At 64.7% G+C, this 18,640-nt stretch carries 15 protein-coding genes; 8 read left to right on the top strand and 7 right to left on the bottom strand.

Features of this window, described 5'->3' with window-relative positions:
* Positions 1 to 23: 23 nt before the first annotated feature.
* Positions 24 to 1,400: a cytochrome P450 gene (locus DCM79_RS05105; RefSeq protein ID WP_257178929.1), complete on the bottom strand. Its 1,377-nt coding sequence runs from the start codon at positions 1,398 to 1,400 to the stop codon at positions 24 to 26.
* A gap of 89 nt (positions 1,401 to 1,489) precedes the next feature.
* A complete protein-coding gene (locus DCM79_RS05100) occupies positions 1,490 to 2,725 on the bottom strand; it encodes an LLM class flavin-dependent oxidoreductase (RefSeq protein ID WP_028133767.1) in 1,236 nt (411 codons plus the stop codon).
* Between the two features lie 505 nt (positions 2,726 to 3,230).
* Between DCM79_RS05100 and DCM79_RS05095 the strand changes: the two genes are divergently transcribed.
* Positions 3,231 to 4,430, top strand: coding sequence for a PHB depolymerase family esterase (locus DCM79_RS05095; protein WP_257178928.1), 1,200 nt, complete (start codon positions 3,231 to 3,233; stop codon positions 4,428 to 4,430).
* 177 nt (positions 4,431 to 4,607) lie between these two features.
* Here DCM79_RS05095 and DCM79_RS05090 read toward each other — a convergent pair whose 3' ends face one another.
* On the bottom strand, positions 4,608 to 5,276 hold the full coding sequence (locus DCM79_RS05090; RefSeq protein WP_257178927.1) for an MBL fold metallo-hydrolase: 669 nt from the start codon (positions 5,274 to 5,276) through the stop codon (positions 4,608 to 4,610).
* Positions 5,277 to 5,437: 161 nt separating this feature from the next.
* Here DCM79_RS05090 and DCM79_RS05085 point away from each other — a divergent pair, with 161 nt between their 5' ends.
* A complete protein-coding gene (locus DCM79_RS05085; protein ID WP_257178926.1) occupies positions 5,438 to 7,036 on the top strand; it encodes an alpha-amylase family glycosyl hydrolase in 1,599 nt (532 codons plus the stop codon).
* A 209-nt stretch (positions 7,037 to 7,245) separates the two neighbouring features.
* Positions 7,246 to 7,737 (top strand): MmcB family DNA repair protein, encoded by a 492-nt coding sequence (locus DCM79_RS05080; protein ID WP_257178925.1) that lies wholly within the window; start codon positions 7,246 to 7,248, stop codon positions 7,735 to 7,737.
* 59 nt (positions 7,738 to 7,796) lie between these two features.
* On the opposite strand, the gene DCM79_RS05075 is transcribed toward DCM79_RS05080, so the two are convergent.
* From DCM79_RS05075 to DCM79_RS05065, 3 genes are all read right to left on the bottom strand, one after another.
* On the bottom strand, positions 7,797 to 8,792 hold the full coding sequence (locus tag DCM79_RS05075) for a c-type cytochrome (protein ID WP_257178924.1): 996 nt from the start codon (positions 8,790 to 8,792) through the stop codon (positions 7,797 to 7,799).
* A 184-nt stretch (positions 8,793 to 8,976) separates the two neighbouring features.
* Positions 8,977 to 9,531 carry an ActR/PrrA/RegA family redox response regulator transcription factor gene (locus DCM79_RS05070; RefSeq protein ID WP_028133772.1) on the bottom strand — a complete coding sequence of 185 codons (555 nt, stop codon included), beginning with the start codon at positions 9,529 to 9,531 and terminating at the stop codon, positions 8,977 to 8,979.
* A gap of 194 nt (positions 9,532 to 9,725) precedes the next feature.
* The gene (locus tag DCM79_RS05065; RefSeq protein WP_028133773.1) at positions 9,726 to 11,057 is read right to left on the bottom strand and encodes an ActS/PrrB/RegB family redox-sensitive histidine kinase; all 1,332 of its coding nucleotides are present in this window, start codon (positions 11,055 to 11,057) and stop codon (positions 9,726 to 9,728) included.
* Between the two features lie 106 nt (positions 11,058 to 11,163).
* Between DCM79_RS05065 and DCM79_RS05060 the strand changes: the two genes are divergently transcribed.
* From DCM79_RS05060 to DCM79_RS05045, 4 genes are all read left to right on the top strand, one after another.
* Complete coding sequence (locus tag DCM79_RS05060; RefSeq protein ID WP_257178923.1) at positions 11,164 to 11,967, top strand: ABC transporter ATP-binding protein; 804 nt, start codon at positions 11,164 to 11,166, stop codon at positions 11,965 to 11,967.
* A gap of 184 nt (positions 11,968 to 12,151) precedes the next feature.
* Positions 12,152 to 12,970 carry an ABC transporter permease gene (locus tag DCM79_RS05055; protein WP_257178922.1) on the top strand — a complete coding sequence of 273 codons (819 nt, stop codon included), beginning with the start codon at positions 12,152 to 12,154 and terminating at the stop codon, positions 12,968 to 12,970.
* A gap of 121 nt (positions 12,971 to 13,091) precedes the next feature.
* Complete coding sequence (locus tag DCM79_RS05050) at positions 13,092 to 14,420, top strand: polyhydroxyalkanoate depolymerase (protein WP_257178921.1); 1,329 nt, start codon at positions 13,092 to 13,094, stop codon at positions 14,418 to 14,420.
* Positions 14,421 to 14,637: 217 nt separating this feature from the next.
* On the top strand, positions 14,638 to 15,477 hold the full coding sequence (locus DCM79_RS05045) for a M48 family metallopeptidase (RefSeq protein ID WP_257178920.1): 840 nt from the start codon (positions 14,638 to 14,640) through the stop codon (positions 15,475 to 15,477).
* Between the two features lie 263 nt (positions 15,478 to 15,740).
* Here the strand turns inward: DCM79_RS05045 and DCM79_RS05040 are convergent, their stop codons facing one another.
* Complete coding sequence (locus DCM79_RS05040; RefSeq protein ID WP_257178919.1) at positions 15,741 to 17,948, bottom strand: transglycosylase domain-containing protein; 2,208 nt, start codon at positions 17,946 to 17,948, stop codon at positions 15,741 to 15,743.
* A 168-nt stretch (positions 17,949 to 18,116) separates the two neighbouring features.
* Here DCM79_RS05040 and DCM79_RS05035 point away from each other — a divergent pair, with 168 nt between their 5' ends.
* Positions 18,117 to 18,542: a DUF1330 domain-containing protein gene (locus tag DCM79_RS05035; RefSeq protein WP_257178918.1), complete on the top strand. Its 426-nt coding sequence runs from the start codon at positions 18,117 to 18,119 to the stop codon at positions 18,540 to 18,542.
* Positions 18,543 to 18,640 lie beyond the last annotated feature (98 nt).

The following is an 18,640-nucleotide window of genomic DNA, read 5'->3' as shown; positions in this document are numbered from 1 at the left end:
TGCCCACCCTACGAGAGTGGCCGCTAGATCGCCTTCACCCGCACGCGCAAGCCGTCGCGCGGCTTCGGGATCGGCCACATCTGCCAGTCCGGCTTGTAGCCCTCTTCCAGCGACACCTCGATGTTCTGCAAAAAGTGCCGCGCGAAGCATTTCGCCTGCATGTAGGCGAAGTGCAGGCCGAGGCACATATGCGCGCCACCGCCGAACGGGACCCATGCGAAGCGATGGCGGCCGCGCTGGGCCTGCTCGGTGAAGCGCATGGGATCGAAGCGGTCCGGCTCCGGCCAGATCTCCTTCATATGGTGGGTATAGAGCGGGTTGACGCCGACCGCGGTGCCGGCGGGAATCGTGAAACCCTTGAAGGTGAAATCGCGCATCGCGCGGCGCGGCATCGAGGGCACCGGCGGCTTGATCCGCAATGCTTCCTTGAACGCCATCTCCGACAGCGGCATCTTCTCGAGGTCGTCGAAACTGCTGGGCGCGCCGGGCGCCAGCCCGAGCGCGAGAACTTCCGCGCGCAGCCTGTCCTGCCAGTCCGGGTTGGCGGCGAGCTCGCCGACGAAGGAGGTCAGCGACGAGGTCAGCGTGTCGTGCGCCGCCATCATCAGGAAGCTCATATGGTCGATGATGTCCTGCTCCGTCAGCAGCGCGCCGTCCTCGTGGGTGGCGCGGCAGAGCTGCGAGAACAGATCGTCGCCGCCGTGATTGCCGCGCCGCAGCGGAATCTGCTCGCGGAAATACGCGACGATGCGTTTGCGCCCCTGGACGCCACGCGCCATCTGCGTGCCGGGCAGGGGGCGGCGGATCGGGGCGACGGCAGCGGCGACCATGTCGACGAAGGCGCGGTTGATCTCGTCGACCTCCGGTCCGATGTCGGCGCCGAGGAACGAGGCTGCGGCGAGATCGAGCGTGAGCTGCTTCATCGCCGGGTAGAGCTGCATCTCGCCGGGCTTGGCTTTCCACTGCGCGACCCGCGCGGCGATGCCGCGGTCGAGATCGGCGAGGTAGGATTTCATCGGGCCGGACTTGAAGGCGACTGACAGCGTCTTGCGGTGCAGCCGGTGCTCGTCGAAATCGAGCAGCATCAATCCGCGCGGAAACAGCAGGCCGAGCACCTTGTTCCAGCCGTGGGTCGAGGAGAACAGCTTCTGCTGGTCGAACATCACGAGCTCGTTGGCCTCAGGCCCGAGCAGCACGACATTGGTCTCGCCGAAAACATGGGTACGGTAGACCGGGCCGTATTTGACGCCATTCGCCTCGACATGGCCTTTGGGATCGGCCAGCACCTGGAGGGTCTTGCCGATGATCGGCCAGCCTTCATCGCCCGGAATGTGCGTCAGGGCGTTGCGCTTGGGCGCGGTGTAGTCGGGCGCCGCTGCGGCCACATTCTGCATCGACATGACGATTGCTCCGGTTAAGCCAAGCCCCGCGAACATAGCACGATCCGGCCGTGATGGGCTGCGGTCGTCTAGCGCACGAGATCGTCACACTACCGCTTCGCCGCCTCCTTCTGCAGATCCGGGGCGTTGACCGCGGGGATGGCGACACGGCCCGGGCCGGTCACCTTGAGCGCCTCGGCGGCCTTCTCGTTCTCCATGATCTTGGCCATCACCGCCTGGCCCGCGCGCTCGAAGATGGCGCGGTTCTCGATCACGAATTTCTGAGACCTGCGCAGGCCGTCGATATAGCCGTTGATCTCCGGCACGACATAGCGCGCCACCATGTCCCAGCTCCGGCGCGTCGCTTCCGGATTGGCCCAGTCGTGCACGAAGCCGATGATGGCGCCGACACCGCCGGACACTTGCATCACGTTCTTGATGGTCTTGACGAGGTCGTCGGGCGTGCCGATGGTGGAGGCCGCGCCCTCGACGAAGGCGGTCTTGTCCACGGCCTCGTCGGGCGAGGAGAACGCGGTGAGGCCCGGCCGCTGCAGCGTGCCGACATTATATTCGTTGTGCCAGCGCATCAGCCCGGCGCCGGCCTCCTTGCGCGCCTGCTCGCGGGTCTCGGCGATGTGGAAGGTCAGCAGCACGCGCCAGTCGGCACGGTTCACCTTGGTGCCGTGCTTCTTGGCGGCATCCTCGGCGAACTGCCATTGCTGCTGCAGCGACATCAGCCCCTGCGTCGTCATCGAGCCCAGCGAGATGATGCCGATGCCGTATTTGCCGGCCAGCGTCATGCCCGACGGAGAGATCTGCGAGGCCACGACGAACGGCATCTCCTCCTGCAACGGCAGGATCTGCAGCGCGGCATCGTTCATGGTGAACCAGTCGCTCTTGGCGGTGACGCGCTCGCCGTTGAACAGCCGGCGGATGATGCCGATTGCCTCGTCCTGGCGGTCGCGCTGCGTCATCGGGTCGATGCCGAGCGTATGGGCGTCGGAGGCGAGCGCGCCGGGTCCGGAGCCGAAGATGGCGCGGCCGCCGGTCATGTGGTCGAGCTGCACCATGCGCTGGGCGACGTTGTAGGGATGATGATAGGGCAGCGACACCACGCCGGTGCCGAGCTTGATCCGCTTGGTGCGCTCGCCGGCCGCGGCCAGGAACATCTCGGGCGAGGCGATCATCTCCCAGCCGGACGAATGGTGCTCGCCGCACCAGAACTCGTCATAGCCGAGCGCATCGAGCTGCTCGACGAGGTCGAGGTCGCGCCGGAACTGAAGCATCGGATGCTCCCCGATCGGGTGATGCGGGGCAAGAAAGGCTCCGAACTTGAGGCGCGCCATGGCGTTTCTCCGGCTTTGATTTTCTGTTTGTTGATGCGGCAAGGCTACGTGCCGGAGGGGGCAAACGCAATCGCGCCATGTCCCGTGCTGCGGAATGCAGGCATGCGGTTGAGCGAAGCGAGATGCTTCGTCTTCCTCTCATCGCTTGCGGGAGACGGTGACGAGCGCACGAACCGTACCTGGATTGGCGAATCGTCGCGGCCGCCCGGTTCATGTTCGGCGTCGCTGCCTTGATCGTGAACGCGCCATTCCCCCCATCGCGGTCGATGTTGCTGGTCCTGCTTCGCTCGGACTGTTTGTGACATTAATCATGATTTGCGCCGCATTTCTGGCGTGGCTGCGCCGCGCTTCGGCATGAAGTTGCGCCAATGCGGTTAATGCGTGCTGATTTCCGCAGCATCTCCAGTGATTCTCGGTGAATTGACAGCGCACGGTCTTTTTATTTTGCAATGCAGCAACTATCTGGTTTGGCTGGACGTTGAACGTCGCCCACCAGGAAGTTGCCGTGTCGCTCGCCAAGAATATCGATCTATTGAGACGTCTGCCGAGGCTGGACGGTCTGCGCTTTGCCGAGTTCGGTCGCGGCGCGGATGCGTCGAGCCCGTTGCAGGAGGTCACCGGCTTCGGCGACAATCCCGGCGGCTTGCGCATGTTCGCCTTCGTGCCGGCGCGATTGCAGAAGCCGCGCGCGCTGGTCGTCGTGCTGCATGGCTGCGGGCAGACCGCGGCGGCTTACGATCTTGGCGCCGGCTGGTCGACGCTGGCCCAGCATTATGGCTTCGCGCTTCTGATGCCCGAGCAGCAACGCATCAACAACGGCAATACCTGCTTCAACTGGTTCAACCCGGAAGACACGGCGCGAGGCAGCGGCGAGGCGCATTCGATTCGCGAGATGATCGCGCACATGGTCGGGGCACATCGCATCGATCCCGCGCGCGTCTTCATCACCGGCTTGTCCGCCGGCGGCGGCATGACGTCGGTGATGCTCGCGACCTATCCGGAGGTCTTCGCGGCCGGCGCGGTCATCGCGGGACTACCCTATGGCATCGCCTCGAACCTGCGCGAGGCGCTCGAGGGCATGTTTCATTCCCCAGTGCGTCCGGCGCGCGAACTCGGCGACCTCGTGCGCAACGCTTCCGATCATCGCGGCCCCTGGCCGAAAATCTCGGTGTGGCACGGCAGTGCCGACCGCACCGTCAATCCCGGCAATGCCAACGAGATCGTCAAGCAATGGCTCGATCTCCACGATCTGCCGGACGCGCCGATGGCGGAGACCATCGTCGACGGTCATCCGCGGCAGGCCTGGTGGGGCAAGGACGGCGAGACGCTGGTCGAGTGTTACGCCATCGCCGACATGGCGCATGGCACGCCGCTGGGGCTCGCCGACAACGACCAGCGCTATGGCGTTGAAGGCGCGTTCCTGATCGAAGCCGGCATTTCCTCGTCCTACCACATCGCCAAGTTCTTCGGCCTCACCGCCTGGATCGCGGACGCCGCCAAGGCGGACGCCAAGCCTGCGGACACCAAGGCTGCGGACGCCAAGCCTTTAGCCAAGCCCGCGCTCTCGCCCGCGCCGCATCTCGCCCGCACGATCCGCGCTGCGATCGCCGAGCAGCCGGTCGAACCGAAGCGCGAGCGCGCCCGCGGCTTCGATCTCAGCCAGATCATCACGCGCGCGCTGACCGCCGCGGGATTGATGAAGTAGCCCCGCGGGGTCGTCCCGGGGCGCGACGTAGTCGCGAGCCCGGGACCCATAGCCACAGGACGAAATGAGACGCGCAAGCGTCACTCCGAGTCCCCGCAACCACATCTGCCTGTGGTTATGGATTCCGGGCTCGCGCTGTCGCGCGCCCCGGAATGACGGCGGAGCTTGCCGCGACGCTCACATCTCCCCGGTGATGAACGGATTGGTCATCCGCTCCTGGCCGATGCTCGAGCCGGCGCCGTGGCCGCAGATGAAGCCGACGTCGTCGCCGAGCGGCAGCAGTTTTGTCATGATCGAATCGATCAGGGTCGCGTGACTGCCGCCGGGCAAATCGGTGCGCCCGACCGAGCCCGCGAACAGGACGTCGCCGACATGGGCAAAGCGCAGCTCCTTGTTGAAGAGCACCACGCTGCCCGGCGAGTGGCCGGGGCAATGCAAAATGTCGAAGTTGAGATCGCCGATCGACACGGTGTCGCCCTCGTCGAGCCAGCGGTCCGGCGCGAAGTTGCGCACGCCGGTCATGCCGAAGCGCGCGCCGCTTTCGACCACGTTGTCGAGCAGGAATTTGTCCGCTTCATGCGGACCCTCGATCGGCACCTTCAGCGCGTCGCGCAAATCGGCTGCGCCGCCGACATGGTCGATATGGCCGTGGGTCAGCCAGATCTTCTCCACGGTGACGCCGGTCTGCTTGATCGCGTCCAGGATCTTCGGTACGTCCCCGCCGGGATCGATCACCACGGCCTTCTTGGACGGCTCGTCCCAGATGATGGTGCAGTTCTGCTCGAACAGCGTCACGGGGACGATGATCGCGCCGGCCTTGGCTGTCGTGTCGTTTTGCTCGGTCATGGCGCCACAATGCCGATTTTTGCCAGGCCGCCAAGCAAAAGATTCGTGCCGGACCACGGAACAATAGTCACATCGCCGTCCCAATTGGCCCGCCAATTCGAACCCGGGCGCTGTTGTCGCGTTCTCCCGCGCGAGAAGCAGATTTTGGGTGGTCTTCCGGCATGGCTCACGACAACGAGAATTGGTGGCGCGACGGCATCTTCTATCAGATCTACCCGCGCTCGTTTCAGGATTCGAACGGTGACGGCGTCGGCGATCTCGCCGGCATCCTGCGGCGGCTGCCTTATGTCAAATCGCTCGGTGTCGACGCGATCTGGCTGTCGCCGATCTTTCCGTCGCCCATGGCCGATTTCGGCTACGACATCTCGGACTATACCGGCATCGAGCCGCTGTTCGGCACGATGGCCGATTTCGATGCGCTGATCGCGGCAGTCCACGACAACGGCCTGAAGCTGATCCTCGATCTCGTGCCGAACCATACCTCGGACCAACATCCCTGGTTCGTCGAGAGCCGCGCCTCGCGCGACAATCCCAAGCGCGACTGGTACATCTGGCGCGATCCCGCGCATGACGGCGGCGTGCCGAACAATTGGCTGTCCGAGTTCGGCGGCAGCGCGTGGCAGTTCGATGAGACCACGGGTCAATATTACTACCACGCCTTCCTCGCCCAGCAGCCGGACCTGAACTGGCGCAATCCGGACGTCCGCAACGCGATCTACGACGTGATGCGGTTCTGGCTGGAGAAGGGCGTCGACGGCTTTCGCGTCGACGTGATCTGGCACCTCGTCAAGGACGCAGAGTTTCGCGACAATCCGCCGAACCCGCACTACGTCGAAGGCCGGCCGCCCAACGAGAAGATCCTGACGCAATATTCGACCGACCAGCCGGAGGTGCACGATGTCATTGCCGAGATGCGCCGCGTCACGGATGCGTATCGCGCACGCGTCTTGATCGGCGAGATCTATCTGCCGCTGCACCGTCTGATGGCCTATTACGGCAACGACCTCACCGGCGCGCAGATGCCGTTCAACTTCGCGCTGCTCTCGACCTTCTGGAGCGCGCGCTCGATCGAGAAGATCATCGAGGACTACGAGAAGGCGCTGCCGCGCGGCGCCTGGCCGAACTGGGTGCTCGGCAATCACGATCGTCCGCGGGTTGCGAGCCGCGTCGGCACGGAGCAGGCGCGCGTCGCCGCGATGTTGCTGCTGACGCTGCGCGGCACACCGACGCTCTATTACGGCGACGAAATCGGGATGCACCAGGTGGCGATCGCGCCGGAGGATGTCCGCGATCCCTTCGAGAAGAACGTGCCCGGCATCGGCGTCGGCCGCGACGGCTGCCGTACGCCGATGCAATGGGATGCCTCCGAGTTCGCCGGCTTCTCCGCTGTTCGGCCATGGCTGCCGCTGCCCGAGCACCATGTGCGTGACAATGTCGCCACTCTCGAAGCCGATGCGCACTCGATCCTCAACCTCTACAAGCGCCTGATCGGCCTGCGGCAGAGTTGCCTGCCGCTGGTCGCGGGCGATTATGATCCGATCGCCGCGCAAGGCGATCTGCTGATCTACCGCCGGCAGGCCGAGGGCAAGGCGGTGATCGTGGCGCTCAATCTCGGTGCGGACCCGGTCACCGTGACGACCAGCGCAGTCCGCTTCGGCAGCAGGATCCTGCTGTCGACCTTTCTGGATCGCGAGGGCGAGCAGATCGAAGGCGTGCTCGATTTGCGGAGCAATGAGGGGGTGATCGTCGCTCCACCCTAGCTGTCGTCCCGGACAAGCGGAGCGCAGATCCGGGATCCATAGCCACAGGGAGTGGTTTTGCGAAGACTCGGAGTTGTCAACTCGCGCTAAAACATCTCCCTGTGGTTATGGGTCCCCGCGTTCGCGGGGGACGACACCGAATGTGCGGCAACGGCGCGCCCCCAATCGAACAGTGTCCGCCCCAAACGGAATCGGCTATCCTCCGGCCCATGGATAGCACCGCTCGCAACCTCTCCCTCGTTCCACCGCCTGACCGCCGCCAATCCGAGACGGCGCTCGCGATCGCGCGCGGCACGTCGCGCCTCTTACGGTCGCTCGGCTTCTCCTGCATCAGCGAATTGCCGCTGCCTTCTGGCCGGCGTGCCGATCTGGTCGCGCTGAACGAGCGCGGCGAGATCTGGATCGTCGAGATCAAATCGTCGGTGGAGGATCTGCGTGCCGACCAGAAATGGCACGAATACCGCGCCCATTGCGATCGACTGTTCTTCGCCTTCACGCAGGACCTGCCGTGCGACATCTTTCCGCAGGACACCGGCCTGATCGTCGCCGACGCCTATGGCGCACACCTGCATTGCGAGGCGCCGGAGCACAAGCTCGCTGCCGCCACCCGCAAGCAGATGACGGTGCGGTTCGCGATGGCGGCGGCCTTGCGCATCAACCGGCTGGTGGATCCGCAAGGCCACGCGGATTTCTGGGAATAGCCGCGTGCTGAACGAAGCGCGGCCGGAGTCCTTGTGATGCGAGAGGTCGCCGATCACAGCTATTTTTTGGCTTGCGCCGCCCGGATCGGGCCGAAAGGCCCGTACATGTGCTGCTGCTGATCGAATCCGTCGACATACGGTCCGTAAGGCGTATCGACCGGCTTCTTCGAAAGATCTGGATAGTCCTTGTCGAGACCGGCTTTCCTCGGACGCGGCTGAGAGATCATATAGGCAGCCACGTCCCATGCCTGCTCGACCGTGAGCTGCGGATTCGTGTAGTCCGTTCCGTGCGGCATGTTGAAGTGCAGGAAGTTCGCCGCCGTAATCAGCCGCGCCATGCCGGCACCGTCATTGAAACTATCGGCGCCCCAGAGCGGCGGCACCATGTAGCCGAGATCGACGCTCGGCAGGCTGCGGCGTATTCCGGAGCCGTCCTCGTTGTGGCAGGAGAGACAAGCGTTCGCATAGATCGCCTTGCCGCGAACGGGGTCGGCCGCGCGATCGAGCTCAGGCATCGCTCCGGTGCCGAGTCCTGACAATTCCTTTCCCGCCGGCACGCCGGACGAGAGGAATTTGATGTAAGCCACGATGGCTTGCATTTCGGGGCTGTCGAGCGGCAGCGCGCGACCATTCATGCTGCGCGCCATGCACGAGTTCACACGATTCTCGATCGTGATCTCGGCGCCGAGGCGGGCACTGTATTGCGGGAAGAGCTCGAACAATCCAAAGATCGGCAGGCCGAATTTTTTCGTACCGGCTTCGAGATGGCAGTTGCTGCAGGCGAGATTGTTGCCGGCATAACGCTTGGCAGGGTCCGGCACCTCCGGCCCGATATGGGCGTAGGTCGCCGTGATGAGGTCGCGCCCGCGCCGCACGAGCCGGCCATGAGCGTCATCGGGCAGCGCGCCGACTTCCGGTACCGTCCAGACTGGCGGGGAGATTTGCTGCGCACGCCCCGGCCCTGGTGCGGCTACCGCTCCGGCGACGACAGCGACGGCAATGGTGCGTAACGTCCAGATGCAAAGCAATGCAAGCAGCGGCGTGGGCTGAACCATCGTTCTCTCGAGAATGTTCGACGCGTCAGGTCGGCGCGATGATCCGCCGCCTGAGGTTAACGTCGGGTTCAGGGGCGCACGACGCCAGCATCCGGCTTTGTCGGTATCGGGCAGACGACGTCAGGCCGGGCAGGTTCAGCCGTCGACCGACTTCAGGCATGTGCTTCCGGAGTGAGCGCCGGAATTACCTCGGCGCGCGCTTGGCCAAAATCCGCTGCAGCGTACGCCGGTGCATGTTGAGCCGGCGCGCCGTTTCCGAGACGTTGCGGTTGCACATCTCATAGATGCGCTGGATGTGCTCCCAGCGCACGCGGTCCGCCGACATCGGGTTGGCCGGCAGCTCGGATTTCTCCGCATTGGTCGACAGCAGCGCCGCGACCACGTCGTCGGCATCCGCGGGCTTGGAGAGGTAATCGACCGCGCCCATCTTCACCGCGGTGACGGCGGTGGCGATGTTGCCGTAGCCGGTCAGCACGATCGCGCGCGCATCGGGACGCTTCTTCTTCAGCGCCGAGACCACGTCGAGGCCGTTGCCGTCGCCCAGCCGCAGATCCACCACGGCGAATGCGGGCGCAGCCCTGCCGATCTGCGCAAGACCGTCCGAGACGGTATCGCAGGAGGTCACCGTGAAGCCGCGCGTTTCCATGGCGCGCGATAGGCGCTCCAGGAATGGCTTGTCGTCCTCCACGATGAGCAGCGAGCGGTCGGCCTGTTCGTTCAGTTCGGCGATGGCGTTCAAGGTTTCGTCCTCTCTCCAACGCGTTGACATATGGCCTTGCTATCGGGCGGTGCCAAGGCCGCCGATAGTCGATCGGCCCCGTTGTGCGACGCAAGGTCGCGGACACAAGCGCGGTGCATGCTCATCGCGCCAGCGATTCCCGCTTTCAGCATGATCATGTCGGAAACGTGCTGAAGACGCTTCCGGATCATACCCTACCCTATTGTTTCTTCGAGGGTCTCGATAGCCTCAATCGCCTCAAATCGTTGTCGCGGCCAACTGATCTGGACCACGGCACCGTGTTCCGGAAAGGTCCGGTTGGTAAACGAGACCTTGGCGCCGGTGCGTTCGAGCAATGTGCGCGCGATGAACACGCCCAATCCGAGGCCGCGTCGTTCACCGCCGCCCTCGTCCACGGTTCGCCGCCGCGACAGATAGGGCTCGCCGATGCGGTTCAGGATGTCAGGGGGAATGCCGGGACCGTCGTCGGAGATCACGAGGTCGATGATGTCCTTGTTCCACCACGCGTTCACCTCGACGGTGGTGCGAGCGAAATCGACCGCGTTCTCGACGATGTTGCCGACGCCGTAGAGGATCGCCGGGTTGCGGGAGCCGACCGGCTCGGCCACGACGGCGACCGCGATCCGTACCTTGATCTCGACGCCGAAATCGCGGTGCGGGGCCACCACCTCCTCGATCAACTCCGACAGCTTCATGCGGTCGAACGGCGCACCGATGGAGGAGAGCTGGGTGATCTTGCTCAGGATGTCGCGGCAGCGCTGGGTTTGCTCGCGCAGCGTCTTCAGGTCGGCGGCGATGCTGGCGTCCTTCACCGTCTTTTCCAGCTCGCGCGAGATCAGGAAGATCGTGGCGAGCGGCGTGCCGAGCTCGTGTGCGGCGGCCGCGGCAAGGCCGTCGAGCTGGGTCAGATGCTGCTCGCGCGACAGCACCAGCTCGGTCGCGGCCAGCGCGTCCGCGAGCTTGCGCGCCTCCTCGGTCACCTGGAAGGAGTAGAGGCTGGTGACGCCGATCGCGAGCGCGATGGAGAGCCAGACGCCGACCAGATAGATCGGCGGCAGCACCAGCGGATCGTCTGAATCCCATGGCAGCGGCAGGTGGAAGAAGAACAGCACCGAGGCGCAGGCGACCGCGAGCAGGCCGAGGCCGAAGGTGAAGCGCGCCGGCAGCGCCGTGGCCGAGATCAGCACCGGCGCGAGGAACAGGAACGAGAACGGGTTCTGCAAGCCGCCCGTGAAGTACAACAAGCCGGCCAGTTCCACGATGTTCAGCGCGAGCAGGCCGGCCGCCTGCACCGGCTCCAGCCGCTGCATCGGGTTGACCGCGGTCTGGAGCCCCAGGTTCACCGCCGCCGACAAGGCGATGATGCTGACGCAGGGGACGATCTCGACGTCGAATTCCAGCCCCTGCGCCACGATGAAGATCGCAGCGAGCTGGCCCAGCACCGCGAGCCAGCGCAGCCGCAGGATCGTGTCCAGGCGGATATGCCGCTGCGGGTGGCGGAAGTTCGAAGCGGCAATTTCGGTCATGTCGGCCAATGTGGCGGCGCCTTCCAAAGTCACAAACGCGGGGCTCGCGGAACCACCGGATTACAAGCCTTGCGCTCCCTGCCGCAATAGCAGAAGAACGGTCAGCATGACCGAGAATGACGAGGCTTCAAGCCGGCCGACTGTCGCGGATCGCAGCCCGTCCGCGGCGATCGCGGTCGATCATCTCGTCAAGGTCTACAAGCAGACCCGTGCCGTCGACGACATCTCCTTTTCGCTGCCGCGCGGCAGCATCACCGGGCTCCTGGGCGGCAACGGCGCCGGCAAGACCACCACCATCGCGATGATCATGGGCCTGGTGCTGCCGACCTCCGGCCGCGTCCAGGTGCTGGGCCATCGGATGCCCGAGGAGAGCGCCGCGGTGCTGGGGCGGATGAACTTCGAAAGCCCCTATGTCGACATGCCGATGCGGCTCACGGTGCGGCAGAATCTCACCGTGTTCGGCAAGCTTTATGCGGTGAAGAACCTCGCCGGCCGCATCAGGGAGCTCGCCGACGATCTCGATCTCACCGACTTCATCGATCGCGCCAACGGCAAGCTGTCCGCCGGGCAGAAGACCCGCGTCGCGCTTGCCAAGGCGCTGATCAACCAGCCCGAGCTCCTGCTGCTGGACGAGCCGACCGCCTCGCTCGACCCTGACACCGCCGACTGGGTGCGGGCGCATCTGGAGCGCTATCGCAAGGACAACAACGCCACCATCCTCTTGGCGTCGCACAACATGTTTGAGGTCGAGCGACTCTGCGACCGCGTCATCATCATGAAGCGCGGCCGTATCGAGGACGACGACACGCCCGCGGCGATCATGGCCCGCTACAACCGCACCACGCTGGAGGAGGTGTTCCTCGACGTCGCGCGCGGCCGGGTGAACGGCGCGAAGGAGGCGGTGAGGTGAGGGCTCTGTCATTCCGGGGCGCGCGAAGCGCGAGCCCGGAATCCATAACCACAGGCCGCATTTGTGAGGTGAAACTGGTAACTACGGGTCTTCGCCACATTCAATCCTGTGGTTATGGATCCCGGGCTCGCGACGATGTCGCGCCCCGGGATGACAGTTTCCATCCGGGCTACGGGAGCCCGCCATGACCGAGCTCTCCCTCCACACCGGCATCTCCATCCATCGCATCGGCGCGATGATCCTGCGCTATTGGTACCTGCTGCTGTCGTCATGGCCGCGGCTGCTCGAGCTGTTGTACTGGCCGGCGCTGCAGGTCATCACCTGGGGTTTCCTCCAGCTCTACATCGCCGAGAACGCCAATTTCTTCGCGCGCGCCGGCGGCACGCTGATCGGCGCCGTCATCCTTTGGGACATCCTGTTCCGCGGCCAGCTCGGCTTCTCAATCTCGTTTCTGGAGGAGATGTGGGCGCGCAATCTCGGCAACCTCATGATGAGCCCGCTCAAGCCGATCGAATTTCTGCTGTCGCTGATGGTCATGAGCCTGATCCGGCTCGCGATCGGGGTGATCCCGATGACGCTGCTGGCGCTGTTCCTGTTTCACTTCAATGTCTATGCGCTCGGCCTGCCGCTGATCGCGTTCTTCTGCAATCTGATCTTCACGAGCTGGTCGGTCGGCATCTTCGTGTCGGGTCTCGTGCTGCGCAACGGCCTCGGCGCGGAGAGCATCGTCTGGACCCTGATGTTTGCGATCCTGCCGCTCGCCTGTGTCTACTATCCGGTCAGTGTCTTGCCAGTCTGGCTGCAATACGTCGCCTGGGCGCTGCCGCCGACCTACGTCTTCGAAGGGATGCGCGCGCTTCTCATCGAGCAGACCTTCAGGACCGATCTGATGCTCGGTGCGTTGGCCCTCAACGCGGCCCTTCTGGTTGCATCTTTTGCAGCATTCCTTGCCCTTTTACGCAGCGCCAAGCTGAACGGCTCGCTGCTGTCGGGCGGCGAATAACGTCACTTTCTCGTGGATTCAGCCTGATTTGGCCGATCTGCTTACGTAGATGTACGGAACCATGCATTGACGCAATATTACGCATTCGGCAGTATGCTGCGATGCGAAGAGGAATATAGCGATGCCCATTGGTGAGTTTGGCGGCGCGCCGCCCCTGGCGGCTGAAGGCAGTCCGGTCCTGACGACGCCGATGTACTGGATGTACGAGATGGCGCATGCCTCTCTCAATCCGGCGCGTGCCGTCACTGACGCGACCAAGCTGCTGTTTCAGAATCCGCTCAATCCCTGGGCGCGCACCGAGGTCGGCAAGTCGGTCGCCGCGGCCTGCGAATTGTTCGAGCGCACCACGCGCCGCTACGGCAAGCCGGAATGGGGCCTCAACGACACCGAGGTCAACGGCATCCGCGTTCCGGTCGAGATCCGCTCGGTCTGGGAAAAACCGTTCTGCCGGCTGCTGTACTTCGATCGCAAGTTCGCACGGCCCTTGCGCAGCCCGCAGCCGCGCGTGCTGATCGTGGCGCCGATGTCCGGTCACTACGCGACGCTGCTGCGCGGAACGGTCGAGGCCTTCCTGCCGGCGCATGAAGTCTACATCACCGACTGGGCCGATGCCCGCATGGTTCCGCTCAGCGACGGCCGCTTCGATCTCGACGATTACATCGATTACGTCATCGAGATGCTGCACGTGCTCGGCGGCAACACCCACGTCATGGCGGTGTGCCAGCCCTCGGTGCCCGTGGTCGCCGCGGTTTCGATCATGGAAGCGCGGCGCGATCCGTTCGTGCCGACCTCAATGACGCTGATGGGCGGCCCGATCGACACCCGTCGCAATCCGACCGCGGTGAACAACCTTGCGCAGGAGCGCGGCATCGACTGGTTCCGCAACCACGTCATCACCAAGGTGCCGTTCCCGCATCCGGGCATGATGCGCGACGTCTATCCGGGATTCCTGCAGCTCAACGGCTTCATCAGCATGAATCTCGACCGGCACATGGACGCCCACAAGCAGCTCTTTGCCAATCTGGTGAAGGGTGACGGCGACCTCGTCGACAAGCACCGCGAGTTCTACGACGAATACCTCGCGGTGATGGATCTCTCCGCCGAATATTACCTGCAGACGGTCGACACCGTGTTCGTGAAGCACTCGCTGCCCAAGGGTGAGATGAGCCATCGCGGAACACGCGTCGATCCCTCCAAGGTCACGCGCGTTGCGCTGATGACGGTGGAAGGCGAGAACGACGACATTTCCGGTCTTGGTCAGACCGAAGCGACGCACACTTTGTGCAGCTCGATCCCCGATCATCGCCGCGTTCATTACGTCCAGAAGGGCGTCGGACATTACGGCGTGTTCAACGGCTCGCGCTTCAAGTCGGAAATCGTGCCGCGGATTCATGATTTCATGGTCTCGGCGGCAAATCCGTCCTCATTGCAGGCGCGCGCCGCCGAATAAGTCGCGTTTTCGGCTTTCCCGTCGCGAATCCAGGCCTGGTTGACGGCTCCGGCGAGCCTGAGTTCCCGCCAGATTCGCGGTATTTAGGTAGCTTCATAGGAGTGAGTCAGCGCTCACCTCTTGGGGGTGTCGCATGCATCCAGCGAGGGCGAAAAAAGCCGGTTCCAACCCCAGTCTGTAGGGTCTCCCGGACGCCTGACCGCTGTATATTGGGCAAATGATTTGTTTTTGCGCCGAGCGCTTCCCATGGCGGCGGTTATGGCAGAATCCGGGCGCCCTCCTGCCCCCCGGACTGACAGACATGGCCACTCGCGCACTCCTTTATCGGCGGCCCCACGAACCGAAGACCCTCGTCATCACCCACGGATCGCAATTTTTTGCCATCCGATTGCGCCGGCACAGGCGCGCGCGCCGTTACACGCTCAGAATTCACCCGAGCGATCGCGAAGCCATCCTCACCATCCCGCCGCGCGGCACGCTCGCCGAAGCGAAGGACTTCGCGCAGCGCCACGGTGCGTGGATTGCCGCGCGCCTCGGTCGCTTGCCGAAGGCCGCGCCGTTCCAGCCGGGCACGGTGATACCGCTCCGCGGCACGCCGCATCGCATCGTTCATCGCGCCGGCACGCGCGGCACGGTGTGGACCGAGCTGCGCGATAGCGGTGAACGCATCCTCTGCGTCGCCGGTGGGCTCGAGCATGTCGATCGCCGCGTCAGCGACTTCCTCAAGCGCGAAGCGCGCAAGGATCTGCAACGCTCGTCGGAAGCCTATGCCGCCGAGCTCGGTGTCAGGGTCAAGCGCCTCTCGATCCGCGATCAGTCCAGCCGCTGGGGCTCCTGCACCTCGGCCGGCTCGCTGTCGTTCTCCTGGCGCCTGATCCTCGCGCCGCCCTTCGTGCTGGACTATCTCGCCGCCCACGAGGTCGCCCATCTCGTCGAGATGAACCATTCGGCGCGGTTCTGGCGCGTCTGCGGCAAGGTCTGCCCGTCGATGGAGCGCGCCAAGAAGTGGCTCGATACGTATGGCAATGACCTGCATCGCTACGGCGTCGAGGATTAGAGCGAGGCTGCTAGCGTCTTGACAGGTGTCATCGCCCGGCTTGACCGGGCGATCCAGTAATCCGAGGCTGTCGTTATTGAACCGAAAAGCCGCAGCGTACTGGATTTCCCGCCTTCGCGGGGAATGACAGCGGGCTCGCAGCGCGAGGTTCGTTCCTCGCAGCGCTGCCCACGCAAGCCGTTGATTTTGCTATCGCCGGCTACTGTGCATGGGGTTGTTTTCGCAATTTTTAGTTCTGAGGCCCGAATGCCCTCGGCTGGCGACTATCGATTTCCGCCAAACAACCGGTCCATCAGCCAGCCATCGAGCCCGGCCGCAGCCTCCGGCCGCGCATTGGCGCGCGTCGGCGGCGGGCGATAGCCGCCATTGTTGGCCGCTGCCGGTGCGGGCGCTGTCGGCGGCGACACCTGCGATGCCGCCTGCGCGAGGTTCGACAGGCCCCAGCCGCCCGGTGCGCTCGGCAAGTTGGCCACTGGCACGCCTTCGTGCGCGGTCTTCATGAAGCGCGACCAGACTTCCACCGGCAGGCCGCCGCCGGTGGCCTTCTTGGTCGGTGAATTGTCGTCGTTGCCGAGCCAGACGCCGGTGACGAGGCTCGCGGTGTAGCCGATGAACCAGGCGTCGCGATAATCCTGGCTGGTGCCGGTCTTGCCGGCCGCCGGCCAGCCCGGAATCTCCGCCTTCTTGGCGGTGCCCGAGATCAGCGTCTCCCGCATCATCGCGTTCATCATGCCGACATAGCGGGGATCGATCACCGGATTGCGCTCTTCCGGCTGGCGCATGTAGAGCAGCTTGCCGCTCTGCGTCCTGATCCGCGTCACGACATGCGGCGCCACCGCGAAGCCGCCATTGGCGAACGGCGCGTAGGCGCCGACTAGCTCGACCATCGAGACTTCGGACGTGCCGAGCGCGATCGAGGCGTTCGGCTCGAGCTTTGACGAGATGCCGAGCCGGTGCGCGGTGCGCACCACGTTCTTCGGCCCGACCTCGAGGCCGAGACGGATCGCGACCGTGTTGAGCGACATCGCCAGCGCCTGCGTCAGCGTCACTGCGCCGAAATATTCATGGGTGTAGTTCTCAGGCTTCCAGCCCTTGACTTCGATCGGCGCGTCCTGGCGCATCGTGTCGGGCGTCAGGCCCTGTTCCAGCGCGGTGAGATACACGAACGGCTTGAACGCGGAGCCCGGCTGGCGTTTTGCCGTGACTGCGCGATTGTACTGGCTGTCGGAATAGTTCCGCCCGCCGACCATGGCGCGCACGGCGCCATCGGGCGTCATTGCCACCAGCGCGCCCTGGCTGACGTTGAACTTCACGCTCTTGGCCGCGAGCTCGTCGATGATGGCGGCTTCCGCCACGCTTTGCAGCTTCGGATCGATCGTGGTCTCGACCTTGATGCTCTCGTCGATCTGGCCGACCAGGTCGTCCAGCACTTCGCCGATCCAGTCGGCGACGTAGTTGACGGTGCCGGCGCCGGCCGGTTTCACGTTGTAGGAGGGATGGCCGATCGAGGCCTTGGCCTGCGCGTCGGTGATGAACTTTGCATCGGCCATCGCCGCGAGCACGATCTGCGCGCGCGCTTCCGCGCCTTCGGGATTGCGGTTCGGTGCGAGGCGCGAGGGCGATTTGACGAGGCCGGCGAGCATTGCCGCTTCGGCGACCGTGACGTTCTTGGCCGACTTGCCGAAATATTTTTGCGCCGCGGCTTCGACGCCGTAGGCGCCCGAGCCGAAATAGACGCGGTTGAGGTACAGCTCCAGGATCTCGTCCTTGGAATGCTTGCGCTCCAGCCAGATCGCGAGCTCCGCCTCCTGCAGCTTGCGCTGGATGGTGCGCTCCTGGGTCAGGAACAGGTTTTTCGCGAGCTGCTGGGTCAGCGTCGAGCCGCCCTGCGAGACGCCGCGATGGAGCAAATTGGTGACGAGGGCGCGCGCGATGCCGACGGGATCGATGCCGAAATGCGAATAGAAGCGGCGGTCCTCGATGGCGATGAACGCCTTCGGCAGATAAGGCGGCAGGTCCTTCAGCGCGACATTGGCGCCGGCCATCTCGCCGCGCTGCGCCAGCATGCTGCCGTCGATGCCGACGATCTGGATCGTCGGCGGGCGCTTGGGAATCTCCAGCGATTGGATCGGCGGCAGATGGGCGCCGACATAGATCACGACGCCGACCACCGCGATGCCGCCCCACAGGCTCAGCACCGCGCCCCAATAGACCAGGCGGCCGAGGCCGAACCTGCCACGTGACTTCGCGCGGCGCTTGGCGCCGCTGCGGCCGCCAGCTGCCTTGCGCTCGCGCGGCGGCTCGTCGCCGGAATCCTCGCTCTTTCGCTTGGTAGATGATTTGGCTGATTTCTTCGGCTTATCGTCGCCGCCGGGGACGCGGTCCGCCGGGGTCAGGCGCAGATCGGCGAGCGCCGCGGGCAAGCCGAACAGCGGCTCCTTCCGCCCACCCTTTTTCTTTCCCCACGCCATACGCAAAACGCCCGGTCAGCCTGCCCCTCCGAGACGCTAGCGGTCGCTGTTTAAGGCCCGGTTACCCCGGCGTTAACGCGCGATTAGGAGGTGGGGCATTCGCACCCCGCAGTTCCGCTCACTTGGCGCCGGAGCTAGGATCGTTGCCATAAAGAAGAGGGAGCACGCATGGGCCATATCGATCCGACCAAGGAGATCTTCGCGCAGTTCCGGGACAACGACCGTCCCGGCCCGATCCACATGCTCAACCTGGTGCGGTTGCGCAAGGAGGCGGCCTATCCGGACGGACGCAAGGCGAGCGGCGCGGAAGCCTACGCCGCCTATGGCCGCGAGAGCGGCCCGGTGTTCGAACGCCTCGGCGGCCGCATCGTCTGGCAGGGCAAGTTCGAGCTGATGCTGATAGGCCCGGCGGAGGAACGCTGGGACCATTGCTTCATCGCCGAATATCCAAGCGTCGCCGCCTTCGTCGAGATGATCCGCGACCCCGTCTATCGCGAGGCGGTGAAGCATCGGCAGGCAGCCGTGGAGGACTCGCGACTGATCCGGCACGCCGTGCTGCCGGTCGGAAAGAATTTCGGGGAGATACCGAAGTAGATTGTGAGGTGGGTTAGCGCAGCGGCGGCGCGAAGCGCGGTCCGCTGGGCGTAACCCACCTCTTCTCGTTCCCGTGTATCGGCAGAAGTGGTGGGTTA

The sequence above is a fragment of the Bradyrhizobium sp. WBOS07 genome, assembly GCF_024585165.1.
Classification (GTDB): domain Bacteria; phylum Pseudomonadota; class Alphaproteobacteria; order Rhizobiales; family Xanthobacteraceae; genus Bradyrhizobium; species Bradyrhizobium japonicum_B.
Note: the sequence above shows the minus strand (reverse complement) of the source record. Positions and strands in the feature narration are given on the sequence as shown.

Excerpts from the sequence above, each read along its gene's own strand:
- DCM79_RS05105 (WP_257178929.1), bottom strand. The coding sequence starts at position 1,400 with ATGTCGATGCAGAATGTGGCCGCAGCGGCGCCCGACTACACCGCGCCC.
- DCM79_RS05100 (WP_028133767.1), bottom strand. The coding sequence starts at position 2,725 with ATGGCGCGCCTCAAGTTCGGAGCCTTTCTTGCCCCGCATCACCCGATC.
- DCM79_RS05090 (WP_257178927.1), bottom strand. The coding sequence starts at position 5,276 with ATGACCGAGCAAAACGACACGACAGCCAAGGCCGGCGCGATCATCGTC.
- DCM79_RS05085 (WP_257178926.1), top strand. The coding sequence starts at position 5,438 with ATGGCTCACGACAACGAGAATTGGTGGCGCGACGGCATCTTCTATCAG.
- DCM79_RS05080 (WP_257178925.1), top strand. The coding sequence starts at position 7,246 with ATGGATAGCACCGCTCGCAACCTCTCCCTCGTTCCACCGCCTGACCGC.
- DCM79_RS05075 (WP_257178924.1), bottom strand. The coding sequence starts at position 8,792 with ATGGTTCAGCCCACGCCGCTGCTTGCATTGCTTTGCATCTGGACGTTA.
- DCM79_RS05065 (WP_028133773.1), bottom strand. The coding sequence starts at position 11,057 with ATGACCGAAATTGCCGCTTCGAACTTCCGCCACCCGCAGCGGCATATC.
- DCM79_RS05060 (WP_257178923.1), top strand. The coding sequence starts at position 11,164 with ATGACCGAGAATGACGAGGCTTCAAGCCGGCCGACTGTCGCGGATCGC.
- DCM79_RS05055 (WP_257178922.1), top strand. The coding sequence starts at position 12,152 with ATGACCGAGCTCTCCCTCCACACCGGCATCTCCATCCATCGCATCGGC.
- DCM79_RS05050 (WP_257178921.1), top strand. The coding sequence starts at position 13,092 with ATGCCCATTGGTGAGTTTGGCGGCGCGCCGCCCCTGGCGGCTGAAGGC.
- DCM79_RS05045 (WP_257178920.1), top strand. The coding sequence starts at position 14,638 with ATGATTTGTTTTTGCGCCGAGCGCTTCCCATGGCGGCGGTTATGGCAG.
- DCM79_RS05040 (WP_257178919.1), bottom strand. The coding sequence starts at position 17,948 with ATGGCGTGGGGAAAGAAAAAGGGTGGGCGGAAGGAGCCGCTGTTCGGC.
- DCM79_RS05035 (WP_257178918.1), top strand. The coding sequence starts at position 18,117 with ATGGGCCATATCGATCCGACCAAGGAGATCTTCGCGCAGTTCCGGGAC.